At 66.8% G+C, this 17,649-nt stretch carries 16 protein-coding genes; 14 read left to right on the top strand and 2 right to left on the bottom strand.

The features are described 5' to 3' along the window. Positions 1-70: 70 nt before the first annotated feature. The 5 genes from C8C96_RS20600 (at position 71) to C8C96_RS20580 (ending at position 7,440) form a co-directional block, all read left to right on the top strand. The gene (locus C8C96_RS20600; protein ID WP_056747520.1) at positions 71-439 is read left to right on the top strand and encodes a hypothetical protein; all 369 of its coding nucleotides are present in this window, start codon (positions 71-73) and stop codon (positions 437-439) included. Between the two features lie 55 nt (positions 440-494). Beyond that, positions 495-1,364, top strand: coding sequence for a methylglyoxal synthase (locus tag C8C96_RS20595; protein ID WP_121943471.1), 870 nt, complete (start codon positions 495-497; stop codon positions 1,362-1,364). 60 nt (positions 1,365-1,424) lie between these two features. Beyond that, the gene (gene pbpC / locus C8C96_RS20590) at positions 1,425-3,758 is read left to right on the top strand and encodes a penicillin-binding protein 1C (RefSeq protein ID WP_121944116.1); all 2,334 of its coding nucleotides are present in this window, start codon (positions 1,425-1,427) and stop codon (positions 3,756-3,758) included. 84 nt (positions 3,759-3,842) lie between these two features. Further along, positions 3,843-6,131, top strand: coding sequence for a diguanylate cyclase domain-containing protein (locus C8C96_RS20585; RefSeq protein ID WP_121943470.1), 2,289 nt, complete (start codon positions 3,843-3,845; stop codon positions 6,129-6,131). 142 nt (positions 6,132-6,273) lie between these two features. Further along, positions 6,274-7,440, top strand: coding sequence for an alpha-hydroxy acid oxidase (locus C8C96_RS20580; RefSeq protein ID WP_108499988.1), 1,167 nt, complete (start codon positions 6,274-6,276; stop codon positions 7,438-7,440). Positions 7,441-7,455: 15 nt separating this feature from the next. Here C8C96_RS20580 and C8C96_RS20575 read toward each other — a convergent pair whose 3' ends face one another. Next, a complete protein-coding gene (locus C8C96_RS20575) occupies positions 7,456-7,869 on the bottom strand; it encodes a cytochrome c family protein (RefSeq protein WP_199737504.1) in 414 nt (137 codons plus the stop codon). A gap of 246 nt (positions 7,870-8,115) precedes the next feature. Between C8C96_RS20575 and C8C96_RS20570 the strand changes: the two genes are divergently transcribed. From C8C96_RS20570 to C8C96_RS20530, 9 genes are all read left to right on the top strand, one after another. Further along, positions 8,116-8,691, top strand: a complete 576-nt coding sequence (locus tag C8C96_RS20570) for an RNA polymerase sigma factor (protein WP_099729648.1) — start codon at positions 8,116-8,118, stop codon at positions 8,689-8,691. 7 nt (positions 8,692-8,698) lie between these two features. Further along, positions 8,699-9,490, top strand: coding sequence for an anti-sigma factor domain-containing protein (locus C8C96_RS20565; protein ID WP_121944114.1), 792 nt, complete (start codon positions 8,699-8,701; stop codon positions 9,488-9,490). A 149-nt stretch (positions 9,491-9,639) separates the two neighbouring features. Further along, the gene (locus C8C96_RS20560; protein WP_121943469.1) at positions 9,640-11,193 is read left to right on the top strand and encodes a DUF4331 domain-containing protein; all 1,554 of its coding nucleotides are present in this window, start codon (positions 9,640-9,642) and stop codon (positions 11,191-11,193) included. 17 nt (positions 11,194-11,210) lie between these two features. After that, positions 11,211-11,462 carry a hypothetical protein gene (locus tag C8C96_RS20555; protein ID WP_121943468.1) on the top strand — a complete coding sequence of 84 codons (252 nt, stop codon included), beginning with the start codon at positions 11,211-11,213 and terminating at the stop codon, positions 11,460-11,462. A 96-nt stretch (positions 11,463-11,558) separates the two neighbouring features. Then, the gene (locus tag C8C96_RS20550; RefSeq protein ID WP_133246244.1) at positions 11,559-12,701 is read left to right on the top strand and encodes a hypothetical protein; all 1,143 of its coding nucleotides are present in this window, start codon (positions 11,559-11,561) and stop codon (positions 12,699-12,701) included. 74 nt (positions 12,702-12,775) lie between these two features. Then, positions 12,776-14,029 carry a HupE/UreJ family protein gene (locus C8C96_RS20545; protein ID WP_158605777.1) on the top strand — a complete coding sequence of 418 codons (1,254 nt, stop codon included), beginning with the start codon at positions 12,776-12,778 and terminating at the stop codon, positions 14,027-14,029. 146 nt (positions 14,030-14,175) lie between these two features. Next, positions 14,176-15,108, top strand: coding sequence for a DUF3034 family protein (locus tag C8C96_RS20540; protein ID WP_121943465.1), 933 nt, complete (start codon positions 14,176-14,178; stop codon positions 15,106-15,108). 10 nt (positions 15,109-15,118) lie between these two features. Beyond that, a complete protein-coding gene (locus tag C8C96_RS20535; RefSeq protein ID WP_121943464.1) occupies positions 15,119-15,595 on the top strand; it encodes a group 1 truncated hemoglobin in 477 nt (158 codons plus the stop codon). Positions 15,596-15,599: 4 nt separating this feature from the next. After that, entirely contained in the window at positions 15,600-16,364 is a 765-nt protein-coding gene (locus C8C96_RS20530) for a plastocyanin (RefSeq protein ID WP_233584281.1), read from the top strand. A gap of 134 nt (positions 16,365-16,498) precedes the next feature. Here the strand turns inward: C8C96_RS20530 and C8C96_RS20525 are convergent, their stop codons facing one another. Beyond that, complete coding sequence (locus C8C96_RS20525; protein ID WP_121943462.1) at positions 16,499-17,482, bottom strand: c-type cytochrome; 984 nt, start codon at positions 17,480-17,482, stop codon at positions 16,499-16,501. Between the last annotated feature and the right edge of the window lie 167 nt (positions 17,483-17,649).

Raw genomic sequence — 17,649 nt, 5'->3', positions numbered from 1 at the left:
CCCCAACGCCACTTCGTCATAACGTCGCCATGCACCGCTACGCCCATCGCCCACGCCAGGCCTGCATGCCATGAGCCTCAGCGTTTTTCTGGAGCTGCGGTTCTGGCTGCTGGTGGGGTTCTCGCTGGTGCTGCCGGTGGGCATTTATGCGCTGCTGCTGGTCACCCGGTCGATCTCGCGCTGGGCGGTGCTGGGGTTTGGTGTGGCCCTGGTGCTGATCGCGGGGGTGGATGTGTACCTGCTGCAGTCCATGGCAGCACAGGCCAAGAGCACGCCGTCGCTGGCCGACGATGTGTGGTTCAGTTCCGAGCTGACGATTGCGCTGTACCTGCTGCCGGTGGTGTTCGGCGGCATCGGCGTCAACCTGATCTCGCACGTGCTGCTGCGCCACCTGACCGAGGCCGAGGGGCGGTTTGACCGTGAGCACTCCGATCGTTGAGTCGTGAGGCGCTTACGATGTTCAGATCCCTTCGTTTTCAGAAAGTCACCCCACCATGATCCTGGGTCTCGCTGCCAACCGCCTGCACCACCACACCGAAGACGCGGCGCTCTTTTCCTGGTTGCGCGCCTGCGAGGCGGGCATCCGGGAACTGCAGCTGGGGCTGCACGCCGTGGGTCGCACGCACGATGCCATCGTCGCTGCGGGCATGCTGCAGGGGTACCGCCCGCTAGTGCGCTATCCCTACGGGCGCGACGGTGGGCTGATGAAAGTGGTGGCAGAGGTGGTGGGCATGGGGGAAGGGCGCACGCTCGATGGCGCGATCTACCTCACCGACCCTGTGGACCCTTCTTCCATCTTCCCCGAGGCGCTGGCCCTCAAGCGGCAGTGCGTGATCCATGGCAAGCCGTTTCTCTCCACCGTGGCCAGCGCACGCGACTGGATCGAGATGGAGCGCATCCACGCCGGGCTGGCGCCCGACCCACAGGCCGACCGGTTTCATGACCATGGCAACCAGACGCTGGCGCTGATTGCGCACGACGCGTGCAAACAGGCCATGCTCGACTTCGCGGATCGCAACTTTGATGTGCTGTCGCGGTTTCGCCACCGGGTGGCCACTGGCACCACGGGCCAGCGACTGAACGCCCTGGCGTGGAGCAAGGGTTGGCCCGAGGGGCAGCCCTGGGTGCAGCGCTTCAACAGCGGGCCGCTGGGTGGCGACGCGCAGATTGCCGACCTGGTGCTGGAGCGCCGTTGCCACCGGGCGGTTTTCTTTGAGGACCCGCATGTGGCGCGCCAGCACGAGGCCGACATCCAGCTGCTGGAGCGCGCCGTGACCACCGCCACGCACGACGCGGTGTGTGTCACCGTGCCGGGCGTGGCGCAGCGCTGGTGCGACGCCGTGCGCCTGCGCGCAGCGCGCTGATGGCGCTTTCATTTCTGTGCGTTTGTGTTCTTTCCTTTCGCTTTCTTCGTCACCTTGCGCATGCGCACACAGGCCGCCGCTCTGGTGCTGGCGGCCTGCGCCTCGGGCGCCTGGGCCATTCCCACGTTTGACGAGGTGCGCGCGGACTTCAAGCCCTCGGACACCCTGATCCTCTCTCGCGAAGGCGAGGTGCTGCAGCGCTTGCGCACCGACGCCACCGTGCGGCGTGGCCAGTGGGTGCCACTGGCCGATGTGTCGCCCGCGCTGCGCCAGGCGCTCGTGCTCAGCGAAGACAAGCGGTTTTTTGAACACAGCGGCGTGGACTGGCGTGCGGCCTCGGCCGCCGCCTGGGGCAACCTGTGGAACCAGCGTACACGCGGGGCCAGCACCATCACCATGCAGCTCGCGGGTCTGCTGGATGGGGACTGGCGCCAGGGTCCCGGGGGGCGCACGGTGGTGCAGAAGGTCGGCCAGACCGTGGCCGCCCAGGTGCTGGACCGGCGCTGGCGCAAGGACCAGATCCTGGAGGCGTACCTCAACCTGGTGCCGTTTCGCAGCGAGCTGGTGGGCATCGATGCCCTGAGCCGCACCCTGTTTGGCAAGGCGGCACACGGTCTGGACGACCGCGAAGCCGCGGTGGCAGCGGCCCTGGTGCGCGCGCCCAACGCAAGGCCTGCGCTGGTGGCACAGCGTGCCTGCGGCGTGCTGCGCGACATGCAGCAGCGCCCTTCCACCCCCGCCTCGCCCGCTGCACCGGCGGTGCGCGTGGATTGCGATGCGCTGGATCTGTTCACCACGGCCGCACTACAACGCCGTGCCTTCGAGGCGAGCGAGGGGGTGGCGCCGCACTTTGCACGCTACCTGCTGCGCCAGCGGGAAAAGGACAGCGTTGTGCCCGAGCGGGTGGCCACCACCCTGCGCGCGCCGTTGCAGCGTTTTGCCATGCAGAGCCTGCAGCAGCACCTGCGCGAGTTGCGCGGGCGCCACGTGGAAGACGGCGCGGTGCTGGTGCTGGACAACGCCACGGGCGCGGTGCTGGCCTGGGTCGGCTCGTCCGGCCAGCTCAGCCAGGCCAGCGAGGTCGATGGGGTGCTGGCGTTGCGCCAGCCGGGCTCCACGCTCAAGCCGTTCTTGTACGCCCAGGCGATTGCGGAGCGGCGGCTCACGGCGGCCTCGCTGGTGGAGGACTCGCCCGCGCAGATCACCACGGCGGGCGGGCTATACATTCCGCAGAACTATGACCGCCAGTTCAAGGGCTGGGTGTCCGGGCGCACGGCACTGGCGGCGTCGCTCAACGTGCCCGCCGTGCGCACGCTGGTCATGGTCACGCCCGATGCGTTCCACCGGCAGCTCGGGGCCATGGGATTGCCGCTGCGTGAAAGTGGCGACTACTTTGGCTACAGCCTGGCACTGGGCAGCCCCGAGGTACCGCTGCTGCACCTGACCAATGCCTATCGCACGCTCGCCAACGGCGGGCGTGCCAGTCCTGTTGCAGTCACGCTCGCCAACGGCGGGCGGGCGAGTCCTGTTGCAGCCACGCTTGCCAATGGCGGGCGGGTGAGCGCCGCGGCCCCGGCCATCGACCCACGTGCTGCCTACATCGTGGGCGACATCCTGTCCGACGGCAATGCACGCGCCCGCACCTTTGGCACCGACAGCGTGTTGGCCACCCGCTTCTGGACGGCCGTGAAAACCGGCACCAGCAAGGATATGCGCGACAACTGGGCGGTGGGCTGGTCCGAGCGCTACACGGTGGGCGTGTGGGTGGGCAATGCGAGTGGCGCGGCCATGCACGAGGTCAGCGGCACCAGTGGTGCAGCGCCCATCTGGGCAGCGGTGATGGGCTTTCTGCACGCCCGCGAGCCCAGCCGGGCCCCCAAGGCCCCTGGGGGCCTGGTCAGGGCGGCTGTGCGGTTTGGTCCGGGCCAGCCGCCGTCTGCAGGCGTCCCCCAGCCACTGGAAGCTGCGCGCGACGAATGGTTTGTACCTGGCACGCAGCAGTCTTTGTTTGCTATTGATTCAATAGCTTCCGAGCCATATTCCGCTAGCGCATCCGGCCAAAAATCCTCCAAAAACGCTGCCTCGAACCCTACGGCGCCTCCTGCCGGTGCCTCTGCCCGCATCACCGCCCCGGCGTCCGGCACGGTGATCGCGCTGGACCCGGACATCCCGCCGATGCGCCAGCGCCTGCAGTTCACCGCCACGGGCGACGCGGTGCAGTGGCGGCTGGACGGCAAAACCCTGGGCCGGGGGCCTCGGGTGGCCTGGATGCCGTGGCCTGGGCGGCATGTCGTGCAGATCACGGATGCCCAGGGCAAGGTGCTGGACGAAGTCCGGCTGGAGGTGCGTGGTGCTGGTGTGGTGGCAGCGCCCCCCCGGGCAGGTGCGCATTGACGCTGACAAATCCGAGGAATACGGTGTGAATTCGGGCCAAGTCCCGGTTAAGGCGACTGTTTAAAATAGTTACAAACTATCCCTATGCCCTCGCTTCGCCAGTTTTTCTCTCACCGCCTGATCTGGCTGGCTTTGCTGGTGGCTTTGGGTATTGGGGCATTGTTCGCCCGCACCATCTGGACCATTCGCGACGACGAGTGGAACTACGCGGTGCAAACCAACGCCAACCTGGCCCGCACCCTGGAGCAGGGCCTGGCCTGGTCGCTCGACACTTTTGACAAGTCGCTGGAAGGCGTGGCCCGCGAGGTGTCGCGCCCGGAGGTGTGGGCGTTGCCCCCCGACCTGCGCTCGCGGGTGGTGTTTGACAACTCGCTGCGCGCGCGCGGCGCGGGTGATGTGCTGGTGCTGGACGCGCAGGGCAACGTCATCCTGGACTCGGGCGCCAATGCCCCCCGCCGGGTCAACTTTGCCGACCGCGACTACTTTCTGGCTTTTCGCGACCGGGGCGAACAAGGGCTGTTCTTCGGCAAGCCTGTGCCTTCGCGGGTGACGGGCCTGAACATCCTGCCCATCTCGCGGGGCTACTACAACGTAGACGGCAGCTTTGCCGGGGTAGTGGTGGGCGCGATCCGCCTGAGCTATTTCAACGAACTGTTTGGCTCGCTGGACCTGGGCCCCAACAGCGGTATCAACCTGTTCCGACAGGACGGGGTGGTGATCTCCCGCTTTCCGTACGGTGATTCGGATGTGGGCAAAACGATTGCCGGCTCCCCCAACCTGCTGCGCTTTCAGAAGGAGGGCTCGGGTTCTTTTATGGGCAAGGCGGCGCTCGACGGCGTGGAGCGCCTCTACTCCTTCCGGCATGTGGGCGACTACCCGCTGATCCTGAACGTGGCGCAGTCCACCGACACCATCCTGGCCAAGTGGCGGAGCAGCGCCTGGGTGCTGGGGGGCTTTGCCGTGCTGCTGATGCTGGGGAGCCTGGGACTGGCCCTGCTGTTTGTGCGCGAGCTGCTGCTGCGCCAGCAGGTGTCGGCGCGCCTGACCGAGGCCGAGCACGACCTGCGCACGACGCTCGACAACGTGCCCTCGATGATTGCCTACTGGGATGCCGGCATGCGCAACCGTTTTGCCAACCGCGCGACGCTGGAGGAGTTCGGCACCTACCCGGCACCGGTGCGGGGCCGTCACATCAGCGAGCTGCTCAGCGAGGCGCGCTATGTGGCCAGCAAGCCCAATTACGACTTGGCGTTGGCAGGAATGCCACAGCGCTTTGAGCGGACGGACGAGGACGCACGGGGTCAGCCGCGTCACAGCATCGTCTCGTACCTGCCTGACACCGATGCGCGCGGCGTGGTCACCGGACTCTTTGTGCAGGTGACGGACATCACCGAGCGCAAGCGCATGGAGAACGAGCTGTTCGATGAGAAAGAGCGCGTGCGCCTCACCCTGCAATCCATCGGCGATGCCGTGGTCTGCTCGGACGCCAAAGGCATGGTGACCTACCTCAACCCCGTGGCCGAGCGCCTCACGGGCTGGCAGGCGTTTGATGCGGCCGGGCACAACGCGGACGAAGTGGTCAGCCTGCGTTGTCCCGACAACGACGAACCCTTGCCCAACACCTTGCGCACCGCCATTCAGCAAGGCGCGGCCACAGAGCCCGTGCGGGGCGTGCTGGTACACCGCACCAGCGGCCAGCGCTTCCAGGTGGAGGAGACGGCCAGTGCCATCACCGACCGCCATGGCGTGGTGACGGGCGCGGTGGCGGTGCTGCGCGATGTGACCGAGGCCGTGGCCATGGCCGAGCGCATGGCCCACCTGGCCCAGTACGACGCATTGACCGACCTGCCCAACCGCGTGCTGCTGCAGGACCGCGCCCATCTGGCCATGGCCCAGGCACGGCGTGACGGCAAGTCGCTGGCGGTGATGTATCTGGACCTCGATGGCTTCAAGGAAGTCAACGACCGCCTGGGCCACGATGTGGGCGATGTCCTGCTGGTGCAGTTTGCCCAGCGTCTGCAGGCAGCGGTGCGTGCGTCCGACACGGTGTGCCGGCAGGGGGGCGATGAGTTTGTGGTGCTGCTGCCGGGGCTGGATGGGGTGGAGCCCGCCTGCCTGGTGGCGCGCAAGATCCTGGCGGCCTGCGACGCAGCATTTGATCTGGCTGGGCAGCCGGTGCGGGTGGGCGTGAGCGGCGGCATTGCGCTGTTCCCGCAGCACGGCAGCACGTTCGATGAGCTGTCGCGCCATGCTGACGGCGCCATGTATGCGGCCAAACGCGGCGGGCGCATGCGCTTCATGCTGTACCAGGGCCCGGATGCCGATCCCGAGGTGGTGTTGCCCGAGCCCTCTCAAGTGGCCGCGGCCCAGTAGTCCACCTGCTGAAGCCGGGCGTCCGGGTGGCATGGCGCTGTCCGTCGCTGGAAATTTGTTGCAAGCCGTCGAAAAAATTTTGATGGCTGGCCCCCGCGCCACCGCCTACCATTCGGCGCATTCCCCATCCTGGAGAGCCTGCGTGCCCAATCTGTCCAAAATCACCTGCATCGAAGACCTGCGTGTCATTGCCCAGCGCCGCGTGCCGCGCATGTTCTATGACTACGCCGATTCGGGCTCGTACACCGAGGGCACCTACCGCGCCAACGAGAGCGACTTCCAGCGCATCAAGCTGCGCCAGCGCGTGGCCGTGAACATGGAAGGCCGCACCACCCGCACCACCATGGTGGGGCAGGACGTGGCCATGCCCGTGGCCATTGCACCCACCGGCCTCACCGGCATGCAACATGCCGACGGCGAGATCCTGGGGGCCAAGGCGGCCAAGGCGTTTGGCATTCCGTTCACCCTCTCGACCATGAGCATCTGCTCCATCGAAGACGTGGCCGAACACACGGGCCGCCACCCGTTCTGGTTCCAGGTGTATGTGATGCGGGACCGCGACTTCATCGAACGCCTGATCGACCGCGCCAAGGCGGCCAACTGCTCGGCGCTGCAGCTCACGCTCGATCTGCAGATCCTGGGTCAGCGCCACAAGGACATCAAGAACGGCCTCTCGGCCCCGCCCAAGCCCACCATCGCCAACCTCATCAACCTGGCCACCAAGCCGCGCTGGTGCATGGGCATGCTGGGCACAAAACGCCGCAGCTTCGGCAACATCGTGGGCCACGCCAAGGGTGTGGGCGACCTGTCGTCGCTGTCGTCGTGGACGGCCGAGCAGTTCGACCCGCAGCTCAACTGGGGCGATGTGGAGTGGATCAAGAAGCGCTGGGGCGGCAAGCTGATCCTCAAAGGCATCATGGACGCCGAAGATGCGCGCCTGGCCGTCAACAGCGGTGCCGACGCACTGATCGTCAGCAACCACGGCGGGCGCCAGCTCGATGGCGCGCCATCCTCCATTGCCGCACTGCCAGGCATTGCCGCAGCAGCGGGCAAGAACATCGAGGTGTGGATGGACGGCGGCATCCGCAGCGGGCAGGACGTGCTCAAAGCCCGCGCTTTGGGCGCGCAGGGCACGCTGATTGGCCGCAGCTTCTTGTACGGCCTGGGGGCCTACGGCGAGGCGGGCGTGACGCGTGCGCTGCAGATCATCCAGAAGGAACTGGACATCACCATGGCGTTCTGTGGCCATACCAACATCAACAACGTTGATTCGTCGATCCTGCTGCCCGGTACCTTTCCCACGGCCTGAGCGGCTGAAAGCCCTTCACCGCGCGGCCGTCGCTGACGCCGGCAGGCGTTTGAGTGTGGCCAGGTAGGCCACCACGTCCTCGCGGCCCTGTGCATCGTCGAGCTGGTAGTCCATGCCCTGGCCGGGGATCAGCGCCTCGGGGTCGGTCAGCCAGGCCTTGAGCGTGGCACGCGTCCACAGCAGCTTGCTTGCGCGCAGCGCGGGCGAGTAGTCAAAATCCTTCAGTGCGCCCGCGCGGCGCCCCACCACGCCCCGGTGCGCCGGGCCGTCTCCATGCTGGTCCGGGCTGTGGCAGCTGCTGCAATGCGCCGCGTACAGCGCAGCGCCACGCTCCACCGACTGGGCCGCAACGGGGCTGTGGGCCCCCCACACCAAGGTGGCCGCAACGGCAACCCAATGAACAGGGAACAGTGGGCGAGGCAGAGGCATGGCGGGGAGCATGGGGTGGAAAGCGCGAGCGTTGTGGGCAGAGGTGACTCTTGCAGTACGGACGATCCCGCCGCCTGGATTCATGCCCGTTGCGGTTGGGGTGCCCGATACCCCGACTACACCAATTTGCCGAGCCAGGGCACTGTTTTTGTGCCCGGCCGCATCCAAAGCGCCCGCAGTGGCGTATTCACACACAGCAAAGCCCCGCAGGCACCTCCCACCCAACCAATCCCCGAGAATGGGCGCATGAGCACCCTCCACCCAGACAGTGAACTGATGGACCTCCTAGACCGCATCGCCGCGCAGGACGACTCCGCGCTGAAAAAGCTGTACGAGCGCACCTCGTCGCAGCTTTTTGGCCTGGCCCTGCGCATCGTCCGCAACCGCGACGCGGCGGAGGATGTGCTGCAGGAGGCGTTTTTGACCATCTGGCGCGGCGCGGGCAACTACCGCGCATCGCTGAGTCCGCCCATGGCCTGGATGGGTTTGATCGTGCGCAGCCGGGCGCTGGATGCCCTGCGCAAGCGCACCACCGACCGGTCCGATCTGATGAACGAGCTGGATGACGAGATGGCGCAGACGCTGGAGGGCGATACGCCCAACCCCATGGACGCCGCCGATGCCAGCGAGCAGGCCTTTGCGCTGCACCACTGCCTGGGAAAGCTCGATCACAAGCAGCGCGAGGTAGTGAGCCTGGCCTACCTGCGCGACCAGAGCCACGGCGAGCTGGCCGAGCAACTCAAGCTGCCGCTGGGCACCGTCAAGACCTGGATCCGCCGGGGTCTGGAACAGCTGCGCACCTGCATGGCGCGTTTTGCGTGAGGTTGCCATGAACATTAACCAACACCCCGAACTGCTCGACCGCCTGGCTGCCAGCTATGCCCTGGGCACACTGCGTGGCGGCGCCCGCCGCCGATTTGAAAGCTTGGCCCGCGAACACGCCACCGTGCGCGCTGCCGCGCTGGTCTGGCAGACCCGCTGGTCCGGCCTGACCGAGTTGCAGCCCGCCATCCACCCCGCGCCCGCTGTGTGGACGCGCATCGACAACCTGGTGCAGGCCGACCGGGCTGCGTCCGCCATGCAGGCGGCCCGTGTGTACCAGGCCGCAGAGGCCCCAGGTGGCTGGTGGCGCAACCTGCTGGTGTGGCGCGGTGCGGCGGCTGCGGGCGCCATCGCCACGCTGGCGGCTGTGGTGGTGGGCGTGCAGGTCAATGGAGGCCTGCGTGCCACCACGGGCGCGCAGATCGCCGCACTGCAGCAACAACTGCAAGCCACACCCCAGATCCAGTACGTGGCGGTGCTGGCCGATGACAAGGCCGACGCGTCGATGCTGGTGACGTTCGACCCCAAGAACAACCAGCTTGTGCTGCAGCGCGTGGGCGGTTTCCAGGAGGGTGCGGACAAGTCCTTGCAACTGTGGGCGCTGCCGCCCGCTGGCGGCCCGCGCTCATTGGGCGTGCTGGGGCAGGACAAGCTGCTCAAGCTGGTGGCCCAGGAGGGCGATGTGAAAGAAGTCCCCACGCTGGCCATCAGTCTGGAGCCCAAGGGGGGTGTGCCCAGCGCCACAGGCCCGACCGGGCCGGTGCTGTTCAAGGGCGCTCTGATCCGCAAGGCCACCTGACACCCGGGGTCCAGGCAGTTGCGTACAGGTCTGGAAGAACCGGTGGCAAAAGAAAAGAATAGTCGCCACCGTTGAATCCACGGGTTTCTCTTCGTCGTATTCAAGGTGGGGTGCTTGGCACCCCTCCATCCACCTACGAGGAGATCCCCATGCCATTGAAAAAAATCAGTCTGGCCGTGCTGGCTGTTCTGGCTGCCAGCGCAGCGGGCGTCAGTCTGGCGTCCAGCCACCGCGAGGCGCCGTTCATCACGACCCAGCCCAAGGTTGACGGCAGTGACTTCTACCTGTTCAACAGCTACGAACCGGGTCGGGCGGGTTTTGTCACCATGATCGCCAACTACCTGCCGCTGCAGGATGCCTATGGCGGCCCCAACTACTTCAGCCTGGACTCGAATGCGCTGTACGAGATCCACATCGACAACAACGGCGACGCAGCGGAGGACATCACCTTTCAGTTCCGCTTCAAGAACACGCTGAACAACGGTGGCAACGGCATCACGCTCGATATCGGTCCTGATGGTGCCCGCAAGAAGGTGGCCATTCCGCTGCGCAACGCCGGTGGCATCAGCGGCGCAGCGGGCGACCCGCTGGCTTACCGTGAAGAGTACGAGATGTTCATCGTGCGCGGTGACCGCCGTACCGGCAAGCGCGAGCAGATCACCATGGCCGGTGGGGGTGCCACCTTCACCAAGCCCATCGACTACATCGGTGAAAAATCGCTGGGCAATGCGGCCGCCTACGACGCCTATGCCGGCAAGTATGTATATGGCATCAATATCCCCGGCTGCTCCACCCCCGGCAAGGTGTTTGTGGGCCAGCGGCAGGACCCGTTCCCGGTGTCGCTGGGCACCATCTTTGATCTGGTGAATGCACCTGCCGCCGTCATCACCAGCGAGTCGAATGCTGCGGCCTTCGGCGCGGGTCAGATTGCCAACAAGAACGTGACGTCGCTCGCGGTGGAAGTGCCCACCAACTGCCTCACGGCGGCATCGGGCGAGAAGGTCATTGGCGGCTGGACCACTGCCAGCCTGCGCCAGGCCCGCTTGCTCAATGGCAAGCCAGACTCGGGCCTGCAGGCCAGCGAGAAGGCCGGTGGCGCATGGACGCAGGTCTCGCGCCTGGGCATGCCGCTGGTCAACGAGGTGGTGATTGGCCTCAAGGACAAGGACAAGTTCAATGCGTCCAAGCCCAAGGATGATGCGGCCAACTTTGCGGACTACGTGACGCACCCCACGCTGCCCGCACTGGTCGAGACGCTGTTTGGCGCCAAGGCCCCCACGAACTTCCCGCGCACCGACCTGATGACGGCCTTCCTCACGGGGCTGCCCACCGTCAATCGCCCCGGCAACATCACCGGCCTGGGTGCCGGCGGCCCCCTGGCCGAAATGCTGCGCTTGAACACGGGCATTGCCGCCACGGCTGCAGCTGCGCAGAACTCGCTGGGGGTGGTGGCAGGGGACGCGGCCGGCTTCCCGAACGGCCGCCGCTTGGGCGACGACGTGGTGGACGTATCGCTGCGCGTGGCCATGGGGGCGCTTTGCACGGTGACGGGTGCCACGGACACGCTCAAGGTGGGCTGCAAGCCGGGTGATGCCCCGGCAGGAGGGGTAGCGTTTGTGGACGGCTCGCGCACCAAGGCGACGGACTACCGTACGGCGTTTCCGTATGTGAACCCGCCGCTCCCCGGTGCCAAGAACTTCTGATCCGAAGGAGCCACACCATGCAAAAGAACCTTCGGATTCAGCACCTGGCCCTTACTTCGGTGGCGGCATTGGCCATCACCGGTTGCGGCGGGGGCGGTAGCGGCGACAACACGGCAGACCCTGGCAATGGGGGCCCCGTGATGGTGAACGCGTTCGCGTATGTGCAGCCCATTGTGGCCAGCGGCGCATCGGACACCACTGAACCTCAGGCGGTAGACCAGCTGGTGCTGTCCAGCACCGAGGCTGAAGAGCCCGATTCGCGGCTCTGACCCTCGCGCGATGTCCTGACTGCGCCCTGAAGGGGTGTGGCCAGGGCGTGCGTGGGTGATTGTGTCTCTTTCGATATCCGCTGTTGTCACGAGCCCATGAAGAAACCTCATCACTGTTTGTGCGTGGCCTTGTGCCTGGTGTTCTGGGCGGGCACGGCCCTGGCGGCCTTGCCGCAGGACTTGCCACCTGGCCTCAATGCCGATGTGGTCGAGCGTCTGCCCGAGCGTGTGAGCGCAGCCCCCGCCACGCCCCAGGCCGCTGCCGCCACGGCCCGGCGCTGGATCACGCTGTCACGCGAGACGGCGGACCCGCGTTACCTGGGCCGGGCACAGGCGGCCCTGGCTCGCTGGTGGGGCCAGGCGGACGCCCCGGCCGATCTGCTGGTGTTGCAGGCCACCGTAGAGCAAGGGCGCCATGAATTTTCAGCCGCGCGCGCCACGCTGGAGCGCGCCTTGCAAACCAACCCCGCACAGGTGCAGGGCTGGCTCACGCTGGCCACGCTGGAGCGTGTGGCCGCGCGCTATGAGGCCGCCGAGGCCGCCTGCCGCAACGTAGCCCGCTATGGTGCTGCGCTGTATGCCACCGCCTGCCTGCTTGAAACCCGTTCACTGCAAGGCCAGCACGATGCCGCGCGCAATGGCTTCACCGCACTGCGGCAGCAGGTGGCGGGGGATGCTGCCCAGCGGGCCTGGATCGGGTCGCTGCTGGCCGAGAGCGAAGAGCGCGCAGGGCGCGATGACGCTGCCGACGCGGCCTACCGCCGCAGCCTGGCCGATGCCCCCGACGGCTACACCGCGCTGGCCTATGCCGACCAGCTGTTGCGCCGCAATCGTGCGAGCGCCGCACTGGAGGTGCTCAGGCACCAGCCCGACAGCGACTCCGTGCTGCTGCGGCGCGCGCAGGCCCTGCGGCTGATGGGGGACGCCGCGTGGCAGCCCCTGGTGCGCGACCTGGAAGCGCGTTTTGCCGCTATCGCGGCGCGCGGTGAGGGGCTGGACGCCCACGCCCGGGAGCGTGCCTTGCTGGCGCTGTGGTTGCAGGGGCAACCCGCCGCCGCATGGAAGGCGGCCCGCACCAACCTTGCCCTGCAAAAAGAGCCACTCGACTGGTGGCTTGCACTGCAGACCTCTGAGCAGTCGGGCGACGCTGCTGCCCACCAGGCCGTGCGGCAGGCCCTGCAGCAAGCAGGACTGCAAGACCTGCGCCTGGCGCGCTGGCAGACCCGGGGAGCCCAATGATGCGCTGCATGCACTGGTTAACGGGCCTCCTGCGCCCACACGGGCGTTCCCTGCGGGCCAGGGTGGCTGTCGCGTTGACTGCCGCAGCACTGGCGCCCAGCGCCTGGGCCCACAAGGCCAGCGACGCCTATCTGCGGGTGGCGGATGCGCCTGCATCCCTGGGCACTGCAGGGGCGGGCGCATCGATAGGCCTTGTGCTGTCGGTGGCCTTGAAGGATGTGGATGCCGCACTGGAGCAGCTCGATGCCGATGGCGACCGCCAGCTCACATGGGGCGAGGTGCGGCAGTCCATGCCCGCCATCGTCCAGTGGGTGGGCCAGGGCATGTTGTGGCAGTGCGACGGCACGTCGACGGCCCCTGCCTGGCGCTTTGAAGCGTTGGAGCAGCGCACCGATGGGCGTTACGCGCGACTGGCTGCCACGCTGCCCTGTGCGCCAGCCCAGGCGGTCACCCTGCGCTACGGCCTGATGCAGGGCATCGACCCCACACACCGCCTGCTGGTGGGCGGCGCGTTGAGCGGCCAGACGCTGGCAGCCGTGCTGGCCCCTGACGGGCGCTCCGGCACCGACCTGCGCTCTGCGGGCAGCCGCGCCGGACAAGCGGGGCCAGACGGTGCGGAAGGGGCTCAAGGCACGGACGCAACAGAGCCCGGCGCCCCACGCGGCGGGTTGGCCACGCTGCTGCACTTTGTGACCGAGGGGGTGCACCACATCCTGTCTGGCTACGACCACTTGGCCTTTTTGCTGGCGCTGTTGCTGCCCATCTCCCTGGCGCGGCCGCAGTCCCGCCACCGCGATCTGCCATTGCATACGGAGTCCGGCACAACACCGATCGCTGAAACTCTGGCCTCCAGCGCCAGGGACCGCTTCACCGGGATCAAGGCGCTCCTGCTCACGGTGACCTGTTTCACCGTGGGCCATTCCATCACGCTGGCACTGGCAGGCCTGGGCTGGGTCACCGTGTCGGGCAACTGGGTGGAGCCCGCCATTGCCATCAGCATCGGCATCTCGGCGTTGCTGAACCTGTTTCCCGTCCAAGGCCTGCGCGGTAGCTGGCTTGCTCTGGGCTTTGGGCTGGTGCACGGGCTGGGTTTTTCCGGGGTGCTGGTTGAAGCTGGCGTGGCGGGTGCTTCGCTGTTGTGGGCCCTGGCGGGGTTCAACCTGGGGGTCGAAGTGGGCCAACTGATGGTGGTCGCCCTGTGGTGCGCCGTCTCGGTGGCATTGGCGCGCAGGGCGTGGTACCGCTCGGTGGTGGTGCGTGGGGGCTCCGTCGCGTTGCTGGTGCTGTCGCTGTACTGGACCGTGCAGCGCCTTGCCTTCTCTGGCTGACGAGAACGGTGGCCAGTCCGTCGTGGGGGCCAGACCCTGATCAGGCGCTAAAGACCCTTTGCGGTACTCTGGATTCACATCTGGACGCCACCCGTGTGCGTAATGACGCTGTCGTAGCAATTATTTACAAACACGAGGAGCGCCCCATGAAGAGTCCCCTTTCCATCGCCGTGCTGGCTGGCGTTGCACTGGCCAGCAGTGCGGTCCAGGCCGATACCGGCAAGCTGCTGCTCACCGGTGGTGTCAGCACCATCGCCGGATCGGCGGGCGGCGGGCTGACCCCCTGGGCAGTGATTGGCAGCAACGCCACCGAGGGCGAGGTGGGTGTCAGCGCCTATGCCACCCGCGCGGCCACCCAGGACTACAGCCTGAACGGCTATGGCGCGGCCCTGGGGCTGCACGACCGCCTGGAGCTGTCGCTGGCGCGCCAGGACTTTGATGCCTCGCCCGCGATCGCGCTCAACGGCATTGCGCCGTTTGGCGTGACACCCGGCCAGCACATCAAGATGGACGTGCTCGGCATCAAGCTCAAGGTGGCGGGCGACGCGGTGCTCAACAGCGACAGCTGGATGCCCCAGATTGCGGTGGGGCTGGAGCACAAGCAGGTGCACCCGGGCTCCATCAGGTCGGTGCTGGACTTTCTGGGCACCAAAACCAGTGGCACCGACGTGTATGTGAGCGCCACCAAGCTGCTGCTGGCGCAAAGCGTGCTGGTCAACGGCACGCTGCGCTACACCAATGCCAACCAGAACGGCCTGCTGGGCTTTGGCTCGGCTGCGCCCGGCAAGAACAGCCGCAGCCTGCAGCCCGAGTTCTCGGTGGCGTATCTGATCAACAAGAACCTGGCGGTGGGGGCCGAATACCGCTTCAAGCCCAACAATCTGCAGTCCCTGGGCGCGGCGGCCGGCCTGGGCGCCGCCTTGCGCGAGGACGACTGGAAGGACATCTTTGTGGCCTGGGCGCCCAGCAAGAACGTGTCGCTCACGCTCGCCTATGTGGATCTGGGCCGCATCGTCCCCGGCATCACCAACAACCGCCGCCAGACCGGCTACTACCTGTCGGCCCAAGTCGCCTTCTGAGGACATTGTCATGACGCTCTCCAAAACCCTCATCGCCCTGGCCATCTCCCTCGGCGGCTTGCTTGCTGCCCCGGCCTTTGCGCAGACCGCTGCGGCTCCGGCAGCCAAGACTGCTGTACCAGCCGCCCCTGCAGGCCTTTACCAGGCTCTGGGCGAAAAGCCTGGCATCACCCGCCTGGTGGACGATTTTGTGAACCGCGTGGTCAAGGACCCGCGCATTGGCGGCCACTTCAAGGACACCAAACCGGCCGCGCTCAAGGAGAGCCTGACCGACCAGTTCTGCCAGTTGAGCGGTGGCCCTTGCAAATATGAGGGCGCTGACATGAAATCGGCCCATGCCGACATGGACATCAACAAGGGCCACTTCAACGCCCTGGTGGAGGTGCTGCAAAGCGCCATGGACGCCCAGGGCATACCGTTCGCTCAACAAAACCGCCTGCTGGCCTTGTTGGCGCCCATGCACCGCGATGTGATCACCAAACACTAAGACGATGAAAAATGCTATTTTTTTCATAGCTGCCAGCGCAATATTCACTAGCGCTTGGGCCGGAAATGTCCAAATCCAGGTGCTGGACCGCGACGGCAAGCCTGTGCCCGACGCCGTGGTGGTGGTGTACCCCAGCGCCACCACCGCTGCGGCCCCCAGCCTGCTGCAGCTCAGTCCCACCATCGAGCAGGAGCGCATGCGGTTTGTGCCTGCCGTCACGGTGGTCATGCCCGGCTCCACCGTGCGGTTCACTAACCAGGACCGCTGGGATCACCATGTACGCGGCAACCCCACGGGGGCGTCCGCCGCGGCAGCACCGGCTGCGGCCAGTTCCAACTTCGAGCTGCGCCTGGCGGGCAAGGCCGATGGCAAGCCTGCCAACTTTGCCGATGTGAAGCTGGATACGCCCGGCGTGGTGCTGCTGGGCTGCCATCTGCATGGCTCCATGCGCGGCCATGTGTTTGTGACCGATTCGGCCTGGACGCTCAAGACCGACAGCGACGGCATCGCCCGTTTTGCCAGCGTGCCCGATGGTGCCGCGCAAGTGCGCGTGTGGCATGCCGAACAACTGGTGGACCTGCCGCGCAAGGCGCTGAATGTGGTGCCCGGCCCGGTGCTGGATACCGTGCAGCTCAGCGTGGTGCCCCGCGTGCGGCGTGCGCCCCCGGCTGCGCCCGCAGGCCCCGGCAACACCCCGGGCGGGCCCATGGGGTCGTACAGCCTGGCCCCTGTTTCTGCTCACCCAGCCCATCAGCACCCCGGCAGCTGACCCGCCACACCAGCCGTTGGTCCACCGGGGGCGGGCCAGCAGGGCAGTCATTTTTGAACGGGCGGAGTGCTTCGCCCTTTCTTTGCCTGTGTCTCAGGGGTCTCCCTACTGCAGGGCACCCTGAGGTTCCAAGATCAGCCAGGCAGCTTGAGTCCGCCAGGTCCGGAGGGGACGGTGTTGGCACTGCTCTTCTGGCCGCCGGCCGTGGTGCTGCCCACCTCTTGCTTCACGCTGCCAGGGGGCGCGTTCAGGTACAGGTAAAGCGCTTGCGCATCCACGTCGCTGAGTTGCCCGAGCGACTCGAAGGGCATCACCTGGATCGGTGTGCCGTCAGGCCGCTTGCCCGTGCGCAGCATGGCCACAAAGCTTGCGGCGTTGGGGTAGCGTGTCAGGGCGCTGTCGGCACTGTGTGTGCCAGGGCGGATGTCTGCCGCCGCAGGCCAGTCAGGCGGGCCGCCGGGGATTTTTCCGCCCGACAGGTCGGCACCATGGCAGCCGATGCACATGTTGGCCACATACTGTCCATTGGCCAGCGTCACTCCGGCAGCCGTCGGCCGCGAGGGGGCCAGCTGGTGGTCGATGCGCGAGGCCGCGTCGGGAATCGCACCCAGCCCATACAGCACCCAGGCAGGGTGCGGCAGATCGATCACGGCCTGCGTGCCCTCCTTGGGGGGGAACTGGCGCACATACGACACCAGGGCGTTCAGGTCTTCGTTGGTGAAGCGGTTGTAGTCCTCGCTGGGCATGACCAGTACCGGGCGGCCATTGGGCTTGACGCCGTGGCGGATCACGCTGTTCCAGTCCTCGGGCTGGTAGCGCGCCACCACGCCAGCCGGTGTGATGTTGGGCCCCACGATGCGCGTGCCCTTGCCATCGTTGACGAACTCGCGGCCCGTGCCTTGCGCGCCATGGCAGTCGGTGCAGCCACGCGATGCATACAGATAGCGCCCGCGTTCGATGGTCTGCGCATCGGTGGTGTAGGCCACGGGGCGGGGTTTGATGTCGATGTAGCGGTTGCGTTTTTGCTCGGCCAGGTACAGGCCGCTGGCGGCGGTGGCGACAACGATCACGCCCAGCAGCAGCGCGCTGCCTGCGGTCCATTTGATCCAGCGTTTCATGGTGGTATCCCTCTTCTTCGAATGGTGGCGGACGGGCTGAACGAATCAGCATGCCCAGGCGCCGGATTCTGAAGTCGAAGAAGCGGTTTGTGGCACCCCACCACCGCAGGGTATGGCAGGGCCGGTGACATTTGTCACAAACGGCCCGCCAGTGTGAGCAGGTGTAG

The sequence above is a fragment of the Acidovorax sp. 100 genome (assembly GCF_003688355.1).
GTDB lineage: Bacteria > Pseudomonadota > Gammaproteobacteria > Burkholderiales > Burkholderiaceae_C > Acidovorax > Acidovorax delafieldii.
Note: the sequence above shows the minus strand (reverse complement) of the source record. Positions and strands in the feature narration are given on the sequence as shown.

Excerpts from the sequence above, each read along its gene's own strand:
- C8C96_RS20600 (WP_056747520.1), top strand. The coding sequence starts at position 71 with ATGAGCCTCAGCGTTTTTCTGGAGCTGCGGTTCTGGCTGCTGGTGGGG.
- C8C96_RS20595 (WP_121943471.1), top strand. The coding sequence starts at position 495 with ATGATCCTGGGTCTCGCTGCCAACCGCCTGCACCACCACACCGAAGAC.
- pbpC (WP_121944116.1), top strand. The coding sequence starts at position 1,425 with ATGCGCACACAGGCCGCCGCTCTGGTGCTGGCGGCCTGCGCCTCGGGC.
- C8C96_RS20585 (WP_121943470.1), top strand. The coding sequence starts at position 3,843 with ATGCCCTCGCTTCGCCAGTTTTTCTCTCACCGCCTGATCTGGCTGGCT.
- C8C96_RS20575 (WP_199737504.1), bottom strand. The coding sequence starts at position 7,869 with ATGCCTCTGCCTCGCCCACTGTTCCCTGTTCATTGGGTTGCCGTTGCG.
- C8C96_RS20570 (WP_099729648.1), top strand. The coding sequence starts at position 8,116 with ATGAGCACCCTCCACCCAGACAGTGAACTGATGGACCTCCTAGACCGC.
- C8C96_RS20565 (WP_121944114.1), top strand. The coding sequence starts at position 8,699 with ATGAACATTAACCAACACCCCGAACTGCTCGACCGCCTGGCTGCCAGC.
- C8C96_RS20560 (WP_121943469.1), top strand. The coding sequence starts at position 9,640 with ATGCCATTGAAAAAAATCAGTCTGGCCGTGCTGGCTGTTCTGGCTGCC.
- C8C96_RS20555 (WP_121943468.1), top strand. The coding sequence starts at position 11,211 with ATGCAAAAGAACCTTCGGATTCAGCACCTGGCCCTTACTTCGGTGGCG.
- C8C96_RS20550 (WP_133246244.1), top strand. The coding sequence starts at position 11,559 with ATGAAGAAACCTCATCACTGTTTGTGCGTGGCCTTGTGCCTGGTGTTC.
- C8C96_RS20540 (WP_121943465.1), top strand. The coding sequence starts at position 14,176 with ATGAAGAGTCCCCTTTCCATCGCCGTGCTGGCTGGCGTTGCACTGGCC.
- C8C96_RS20535 (WP_121943464.1), top strand. The coding sequence starts at position 15,119 with ATGACGCTCTCCAAAACCCTCATCGCCCTGGCCATCTCCCTCGGCGGC.
- C8C96_RS20530 (WP_233584281.1), top strand. The coding sequence starts at position 15,600 with ATGAAAAATGCTATTTTTTTCATAGCTGCCAGCGCAATATTCACTAGC.
- C8C96_RS20525 (WP_121943462.1), bottom strand. The coding sequence starts at position 17,482 with ATGAAACGCTGGATCAAATGGACCGCAGGCAGCGCGCTGCTGCTGGGC.